Source organism: Luteolibacter sp. (assembly GCF_058122085.1).
On the sequence record NZ_JBIKBQ010000010.1, the window covers coordinates 40,098 to 48,076 of the forward strand.

The following is a 7,979-nucleotide window of genomic DNA, read 5'->3' on the forward strand; positions in this document are numbered from 1 at the left end:
AAAACATGAAGTGTGATTTCTGCGATCAAAAGGCCACCGTCTTCCTCACGCAACTCGTCGAGGGGCAGATGAAGAAAGTGTGCCTTTGCGACCACTGCGCCAAGGAGCGCGGAGTCACCGACCCGACCGGATTTTCGCTGGCAGACCTGTTACTCGGCGGCCTGCCGGGCGGTCCGGGCACGGTCAGCGCCGGCACCTCGCAGGCCACACCGGGGAACGGCAAAAAGTGCGCCACCTGCGGATTTACGCTCGATGATTTGAAACGGGTCCGGCGTTTCGGCTGCAGCGATTGCTACGCCACCTTCAGCGAGGAAGTCGGGCAGATGGTCCGCGGCATGCACAAGGGCACCTCGCACATCGGGAAAGTGCCGGAAGGCTTGATGGCGATCCAGTTCCGCAACCAGCGGATCGAGGAGCTCCGCTCGCGTCTCGACCAGGCGATCACTTCCGAAAGCTACGAGGAAGCCGCCGGCATCCGCGACGAAATCCACAACCTCAGCGAAACCAAGCCATGATGCGTTTCAGCACTCTCATCAAACATCCCGCCGACTGGATGACAGGCGGGCAGGGGGAGCATGGCGCCGTGCTGACTTCCCGGATCCGCCTCGCGCGGAACCTGCGCCGCCATCCGTTCCCCGGTTGGGCGAAGCGTGACCAACGCGCCGCGGCCCTCGATCTGATGCGCCCGGCGGTGGAGGCGCTGCCGGCGATGAAAGGCGCTTTTTCCCACGAACTCGGCGACCTGACATCGGTGCAAAAGCAGGTTCTCGTTGAGCGCCACCTGATTTCCCGCGAGCACGCCGCCCGCGGTGACGGCTCGGCCGCGGTCATCGAGCGCCGCCAGACTTTCAGCCTGATGCTCAACGAGGAGGATCATCTCCGGATGCAGGCGATCCGTCCCGGATTGCAGCTTTCCGCCGCTTTTGCCGCGCTTTCCGAACTCGATACCGAGCTGGAAACCTCGCTCGAATTCGCCTTCGACCCGACGCTCGGCTACCTGACGACGTGCCCGACGAATCTCGGCACCGGCCTGCGTGCCTCCGCCATGTTGCACCTGCCTGGCTTGGTGCTCAGCGACCAGATCGGCCAAGTCCTCCAAGCGGTCAACAAGATCGGCCTCGCCGTCCGCGGGCTCTACGGGGAGGGGACCGAATCGCTCGGAAATCTCTACCAAATTTCCAACCAATCGACGCTTGGCGAGAGCGAGGAAACCATCATCCGCCGCCTGGAGCGGGTCATTTCCCAGGTTTCGAACCACGAACAGAACGCCCGCGAAAAGCTGCTTGAAGACGATCCGGAGATGGTCGCCGACAAAATTGGCCGCGCTTACGGAGTCCTCCGCTACTCCCACATCATCGATTCCAAGGAGGCTCTCAACCACCTCTCGCTGCTGCGTCTCGGCGGCACTCTCGGGTTTTTCGCGCCGGAAACGGTGATGCTTTGTGACTCCTTGCTGATGGATATCCAGCCGGCGCATCTCCAGCTCCACTCGGGCCGGAAACTTTCTCCGGAAGAAAGAGACTCAATTCGCGCAGAAATCGTGCGCTCCCGTTTGCATTCTCTCGAATCACCTGATAATCGTATGTCATCAAAAGACGAAAAGAACTCATCCGAACCTTCTAATCCAGGCGACTTATGAACAACTTCACCCCACGCGCTCAACAAGTTCTCGCTCTCGCCCGCAAAGAGGCGGACCGATTCAACCACTCTTATGTCGGCACCGAGCACCTGCTTCTCGGCCTGATCAAGCTCGGCCAAGGCGTTGCCGTCAACGTCCTCGAGCGCATGGGCCTCGAGCTCGAAGCTGTCCGCATGGAAGTGGAAAAAGAAGTCGGCTCCGGCCCTCCTCAGAAATCCGTGGGAAATATTCCCTACACCCCGCGGGTGAAAAAAGTTTTGGCGCTCGCCAACAAGGAAGCGAAGGCGCTCAACCATTCCTACGTCGGAACCGAGCACCTTCTCCTCGGCCTCCTGCGCGAAGGCGAAGGAGTCGCCGCCCGTGTGCTCAAGCGCCTCGACGTCGATATCCAACGCACCCGCAACGAAATCCTCGCGGAAATCGACCCGAATTTCTCGCCTGACGATCAGGAAGATGACGAGGACGACGATGACGAAATGGAAGAAGGCGAAGGCCCCTTCGAGGAAGAGCAAGCCCAAGCTCCGACCGCCGCTGCTGAAGCGAAATCCAAGACTCCCGCTCTCAAGGCTTTCGGCCGCGATCTCACCAAAGTCGCCCGTGAAGGCGGACTCGATCCGGTGATCGGCCGCGAGAGCGAAATCGAACGCGTCATTCAAATCCTCTGCCGCCGCACCAAAAACAATCCGGTTCTCATCGGGGAAGCGGGTGTCGGCAAGACCGCCATCGTCGAAGGACTCGCCCAGGAAATCGCCACCGGCAACGTCCCGGAAATCCTCCGCGACAAGAAAGTCATCACCCTCGACCTCGCGTTGATGGTCGCCGGCACGAAATACCGCGGCCAGTTCGAAGAGCGCATCAAGGCGGTCATGGACGAGATCCGCAAGGTGAAGAACGTCATCCTCTTCATCGACGAGCTTCACACCATCGTCGGGGCCGGTTCAGCGGAAGGCGCGATGGATGCTTCCAACATCATCAAGCCCGCTCTCAGCCGAGCCGAGTTGCAATGCGTCGGCGCCACCACGCTCAACGAGTATCGCAAATACATCGAAAAGGACTCCGCGCTCGAACGCCGTTTCCAACAGGTGAAAGTGGACGAACCGTCCGTCGATGACGCGATCAAGATTCTCCAAGGTCTCCAGGAGAAATATGAATCCCACCACAAGGCCAAGTTCACTCCGGAAGCCATCGAGGCCGCGGTCAAGCTGACCGCGCGCTACCTGACCGCTCGTTTCCTGCCGGACAAAGCCATCGACGTTCTCGACGAAGCCGGCGCCCGCGCACGCATCGGCACGATGACCCGTCCGCCTTCTATCAAGGAACTCGAAGCCGCGATCGTGCAGATCAACCGCGACAAGGTGGCCGCCATCGCCGAGCAGAATTTCGAAAAAGCCGCCTCACTCCGCGACGACGAAAAGCACGCCAAGAAGGGTCTCGAAGACGCCCTGAAAACCTGGCGCTCCTCCTCGGAAGAGACCGTCGTCACCGTCACCGATGACGACATCATGGCCGTCGTTTCCAAGTGGACCGGGGTTCCGCTCCGCCGCATGGAGGAGAAGGAAACCGAAAAACTTCTCAAGATGGAGGACGAGCTCAAGAGCCGCGTCATCGGTCAGAACGAAGCGGTGATCGCCATTTCCAAGGCTCTTCGCCGCTCCCGTGCCGACCTCAAGGATCCGCGCCGCCCGATCGGTTCGTTCCTTTTCCTCGGCCCGACCGGTGTCGGAAAGACCTACCTCGCCCGCAATCTCGCCGAATTCATGTTCGGCGACGCGGACGCGCTGATCCAAATCGACATGTCGGAATACATGGAGAAGTTCACGGCCAGCCGTCTGATCGGTTCGCCTCCGGGTTACGTCGGCTACGAGGAAGGCGGCCAGCTTTCCGAAGCCGTTCGCCGTCGTCCCTACTCGGTCGTCCTTTTCGACGAAGTTGAAAAAGCGCATCCGGACGTCATGAACCTGCTGCTCCAGATTTTGGAGGAAGGCACCGTCACCGACTCGCTCGGCCGCAAGATCGACTTCCGTAACACGATCATCATCATGACTTCCAACGTCGGTGCCTCCACCATCAAGCGTCAAACCACGCTCGGTTTCGGTGCCATGACTGCGGACGAGGCCGATCATGACGGCATGAAGGACAAGATCATCGAGGAATCGAAACGCTACTTCAAACCGGAGTTTCTCAACCGTCTCGATAGCCTCGTCGTTTTCCACATGCTGGAAAAAGCCGATCTCAACCAGATCGTGGATCTCGAAGTCGCCAAGCTGGTCAAGCGTCTCAAGGACAAGGACATCGCCCTCACGCTCACCGATGAAGCGCGCGATCTGCTGGCCGTCAAAGGCTTCGATCCCGCCTACGGTGCCCGGCCGATGCGCCGGGCCGTCGAGCGATTCCTGGAAGACCCGCTCGCCGAGTCTCTCCTGCGCGGCGACGTGAAACCCGGAGACGCCGTCAACGTCGTCAAAAAAGCAGATAGCGAGGAACTCGATTTCGTCTCCACCCGCCCCGAACCGGAGCAGGAAGTCAGCGAAGCCGGAGTCTGACGTCCCGATTCATCACCAAAGCCCCGCCCGAGTCCGGCTCGTGCGGGGCTTTTCGTGTCAAACGCCGGTGCCGGAATCTACGTCAACCCGCGATTCGTTCTGGACCGGAAAAGTTCTTTGAAACAGGTTTCCCACGGAAATGACGATGTTCCGATTCGCCGCTGATGGGGGTCGTGGGCAACGCCAATTTCGACCAAAGGTGCAAGATCACGGAGATCACTTCGTATCTCAAATTTTGATTCGATCCTAAAACAACGAACCCTATGAAATATCTCTTAAACTCATTTGTGATCATCGCGACTTGCGGTTCTGCCCTGGCTGCCGAAAGCTGGACTGACTTGTTCAACGGCAAAGACCTGGACGGCTGGGTCAAGCGCGGCGGCAAGGCGGAATACAAGATCGAAGACGGTGCGATCGTCGGTACCTCGGCGCTGAACACCCCGAACACCTTCCTTTGCACCGGCCGCGATTATTCGGATTTCATCCTGGAGTACGAATTCAAGGTCGATTCTTTGCTCAACTCCGGCGTGCAGATCCGCAGCAACAGCTTCGATGAAAAGACCGAGCTGACCTGGCAGGGCAAGAAAACCACCATCGAGCCAGGCCGCGTTCATGGCTATCAGATCGAAATCGACCCCGAGCCGAAAAAGGACCGCTGGTGGAGCGCCGGAATCTTTGACGAGGCCCGCCGCGGCTGGCTCTATCCCGGTGCGCTTGGCGGCGAGGCCAAGCAATTCACCGATCAGGGCCGCAAGATTTTCAAACAGGGCGATTGGAACAAGGTCCGCGTCGAAGCTATCGGGGATTCCCTCAAAACCACCCTCAACGGCACGCCTTGCGCCTCGATCAAGGATTCTTTGACGAAATCCGGATTCATCGGGCTTCAGGTCCATTCGATCGGTAAGGAGAAGGACAAGGACGGCACTCAAGTCCGCTGGCGCAATCTGCGCATCCAGGAAGTGGCGGCACCTGCTGCCAACACCCTTTCAGCCGAGGAAATGGCGGCGGGCTGGAGTCTGCTTTGGGATGGTAAATCCAGCGAAGGCTGGCGCAGTGTCCGTCGTCCTGAATTCCCCACCGGCGGCTGGGAGATCAAGGATGGCGTGCTGATCATCAACGAGACCGGCGGCGCCGAATCAGCCTCCGCAGGCGACATCATCACCAAGGCCAAGTATTCGAACTTCGAGCTACAGCTGGACTTCAAGATCACCCCCGGCGCGAACAGCGGAATCAAGACTTTCGTCGATCCCGAGCTGAACAAGGGCCCCGGATCCGCCATCGGGCCGGAATTCCAAATCCTCGACGACGAGCGCCACCCGGACGCCAAGCTCGGCCGCGACGGCAATCGCACGATCGGCTCGCTTTACGACATGAAAACCGCGCCGGCCACCAAGAAGCTCATGCCCGTCGGTGAATGGAACCACGCCCGCATCCTGTCGGACAACAAGCGCCTCACCTATTGGCTCAACGGCGAAAAAACCATCGATATCGAACGCGGCGGCAAGGAGTGGCGCGATCTCGTGGCGATCAGCAAATACAAGATCTGGCCGAACTTCGGTGAACTCGCGGAAGGCCACATCCTGCTCCAGGATCACGGCAACCAGGTGTTCTATCGAAACATCAAGATCCGCGATTTTTCGAAAAAATAATCAACCCGTTTAACAAAACAGCCATGCACCACCGTCGTCATTTCCTGAAAACCACCCTCGGTGGCACCGCCGGGCTGATCGCTCTTCCTAACATCTTCTCCGGCTCGCTCTTTGCCGCGGATTCGCCGAACAAGCGCATCCAAGTCGCCCAGATCGGCTGCGGCCGGATGGGGCTCGAAGACATGGCCAATGTGCTCAGCGTTCCGCTCGCACGAGTCGTCGCCGTTTGTGAACTCGACACCAAGCGTGCCGCGGAAGGCAAACGCCGTATCGAGGAATTCTACAAGAAGAAGGGCGAGGCCGCTGTCGAGGTCAAGGTTTACAGCGACTACCGGGAACTCCTCGCCGACCCGCAAATCGATGCCGTCGTCATCAGCACGCCGGATCATTGGCATGGCCTGATCGCCGTCGAGGCCGCCTTGGCCGGCAAGCACATGTATGTGCAAAAGCCGCTCACTTATAACATCGCTGAGGCGGTTGCCCTGCGCACCGCCGTGCGCGCCAAGAAGGTGATCTTGCAAACCGGTTCCCAGCAGCGCTCGGAGAGCCCGTTCACCGCCTTCCGTCCCGCCGTCGAGGCCGTGATGAACGGCCGTCTCGGCAAGCTCAAAACCGTCAAGATCGGCGTGGGGATCGACAAACTCAGCGGTAAAAAGCCCGCGCCGATGCCGGTCCCTCCGACTTTCAACTACGACCAATGGCTGGGCCCTGCGCCGCAGCAGAAATACATGGAAGGCCGCTGCCACCCGCAGGACAACTTCGGCGGCCGACCGGGCTGGATCACCACCGAGGACTTCGGCCTCGGCATGATCACCAACTGGGGCGCCCACCACATCGACATCGCGCAGTGGGCGATGGGCCAGCAGTTAGGCGGACCGTCGCTCGTCGAGGCGAAGGCGGATTTCATGACCGACGATGTCTGGACCGTCCACCACGGCTATCATGTGGAAATGCTCTATCCGGACAACGTCCAGGTCATTCTCGACGACAAGTTCGAGAACGGTTTGCAATTCGAAGGCGAGGAAGGCTCGATCTTCTGTACCCGCGGCGCGGTCAAAGTCACTGCCAGTGACGGCAATGCGAAGGGCAACGGCAAAAGCGCGCTGCGTGCCAGCAAGCCAAGCCTGCTTGCGCCTCTGGGCGCCGATGCCAAACGCTTGGCGGGCAGCAAGGACCACAAGCTCAACTGGATCGAGTCGATCATCGCCAACCGCGATCCGATCGCCCCCGTCGAAGAAGCGGCCCGCAGCGTGTCCACCTGCTGCGTCGCATGGATCGGCATGAAACTCGGGCGCAAACTCAACTGGGACGTGGCCAGCGAATCCTTCATCGGCGACGACGAGGCGAACGCGCTGCGCACCCGCACCCCGCGCCGCGCGGAATTCGACATTCAGGCGCTTCTCAAGAAAGCCGGCATCTGAGCCACTGTCTCAGATCGCGCCGCCGCGTGCTGCCAGAGCCTTGAAAACCGGCTCCGGCACATAGCGGCGGACGGTTTCCTCCCAGCCGGTCGGCCCGGTCAGACTCTTGATCATGCTTGATGAGAGCTCGGCGATATCGCGCGGCGGCATCAGGAAAACCGTGGTGATTTCCGGAGCCATGTCGGCGTTGATGTGGCGCATCACCCGCTCATATTCATAGTCGTTCGGCGAGCGGATGCCACGCAGGACGTATTTGGCACCCATCTTTTTCGCGTAGTCCACGAGGTAGCGGTTGTTGAAATGGGTGATGACCAAGTGGTCGCGGCTTTCGATGGAGGCATGGAGCAGCTCCAGCCGCTCCTCGACCGAGAACGAATAGCTTTTTGACGGATTGCTGCCGATCGCGACAATCAAGCGGTCGAACATTTCCAGCCCCCGTTCGATCATCCAAAGATGGCCGTTGGTCGGTGGATCAAAGGAGCCGGCGTAAACCGCGGTGCGCATGCCCGGCAGACTAGCGGGGAATTTCCCGGACCGAAACCCTTATTTACAGCCTGAAAAAACAAATCGACGGAATTGCCACGCGGATTTTGACTTGTGTGTGACAGGTTGTTAAGATCTCCCGCCTCAGCGCCTGTAGCTCAGTTGGATAGAGCACCCGCCTTCTAAGCGGACGGTCACTGGTTCGAATCCAGTCAGGCGCGCCAAGCGCCCCTCAGCCCGGAGG

The 7,979-nt window shown here is 59.8% G+C and carries 6 protein-coding genes and 1 tRNA gene; 6 read left to right on the forward strand and 1 reads right to left on the reverse strand.

Translation table 11 applies throughout. The features are described 5' to 3' along the window. Positions 1-5 precede the first annotated feature (5 nt). The 5 genes from AC4DF4_RS02900 to AC4DF4_RS02920 all read left to right on the forward strand — a co-directional run bounded on the left by AC4DF4_RS02900 (position 6) and on the right by AC4DF4_RS02920 (position 7,252). Positions 6-515 (forward strand): UvrB/UvrC motif-containing protein, encoded by a 510-nt coding sequence (locus AC4DF4_RS02900; protein ID WP_490046612.1) that lies wholly within the window; start codon positions 6-8, stop codon positions 513-515. After that, positions 512-1,639, forward strand: a complete 1,128-nt coding sequence (locus AC4DF4_RS02905) for a protein arginine kinase (protein WP_490046613.1) — start codon at positions 512-514, stop codon at positions 1,637-1,639. Before AC4DF4_RS02900 ends, AC4DF4_RS02905 begins: the two co-directional genes overlap by 4 nt. Continuing rightward, positions 1,636-4,182, forward strand: coding sequence for an ATP-dependent Clp protease ATP-binding subunit (locus AC4DF4_RS02910; RefSeq protein WP_490046614.1), 2,547 nt, complete (start codon positions 1,636-1,638; stop codon positions 4,180-4,182). Before AC4DF4_RS02905 ends, AC4DF4_RS02910 begins: the two co-directional genes overlap by 4 nt. Positions 4,183-4,445: 263 nt before the next feature. Then, entirely contained in the window at positions 4,446-5,831 is a 1,386-nt protein-coding gene (locus AC4DF4_RS02915) for a 3-keto-disaccharide hydrolase (RefSeq protein WP_490046615.1), read from the forward strand. A 23-nt stretch (positions 5,832-5,854) separates the two neighbouring features. Next, the gene (locus AC4DF4_RS02920) at positions 5,855-7,252 is read left to right on the forward strand and encodes a Gfo/Idh/MocA family protein (RefSeq protein ID WP_490046616.1); all 1,398 of its coding nucleotides are present in this window, start codon (positions 5,855-5,857) and stop codon (positions 7,250-7,252) included. 9 nt (positions 7,253-7,261) lie between these two features. Here AC4DF4_RS02920 and coaD read toward each other — a convergent pair whose 3' ends face one another. Next, positions 7,262-7,756: a pantetheine-phosphate adenylyltransferase gene (gene coaD, locus AC4DF4_RS02925; protein WP_490046617.1), complete on the reverse strand. Its 495-nt coding sequence runs from the start codon at positions 7,754-7,756 to the stop codon at positions 7,262-7,264. Between the two features lie 126 nt (positions 7,757-7,882). Between coaD and AC4DF4_RS02930 the strand changes: the two genes are divergently transcribed. Continuing rightward, positions 7,883-7,959 (forward strand) — tRNA-Arg (locus AC4DF4_RS02930). Positions 7,960-7,979 lie beyond the last annotated feature (20 nt).

What these genes read in the sequence shown, in the direction of transcription:
- AC4DF4_RS02900 (WP_490046612.1), top strand. Translation starts at nt 6, where the DNA reads ATGAAGTGTGATTTCTGCGATCAAAAGGCCACCGTCTTCCTCACGCAA.
- AC4DF4_RS02905 (WP_490046613.1), top strand. Translation starts at nt 512, where the DNA reads ATGATGCGTTTCAGCACTCTCATCAAACATCCCGCCGACTGGATGACA.
- AC4DF4_RS02920 (WP_490046616.1), top strand. Translation starts at nt 5,855, where the DNA reads ATGCACCACCGTCGTCATTTCCTGAAAACCACCCTCGGTGGCACCGCC.
- AC4DF4_RS02910 (WP_490046614.1), top strand. Translation starts at nt 1,636, where the DNA reads ATGAACAACTTCACCCCACGCGCTCAACAAGTTCTCGCTCTCGCCCGC.
- AC4DF4_RS02915 (WP_490046615.1), top strand. Translation starts at nt 4,446, where the DNA reads ATGAAATATCTCTTAAACTCATTTGTGATCATCGCGACTTGCGGTTCT.
- coaD (WP_490046617.1), bottom strand. Translation starts at nt 7,756, where the DNA reads ATGCGCACCGCGGTTTACGCCGGCTCCTTTGATCCACCGACCAACGGC.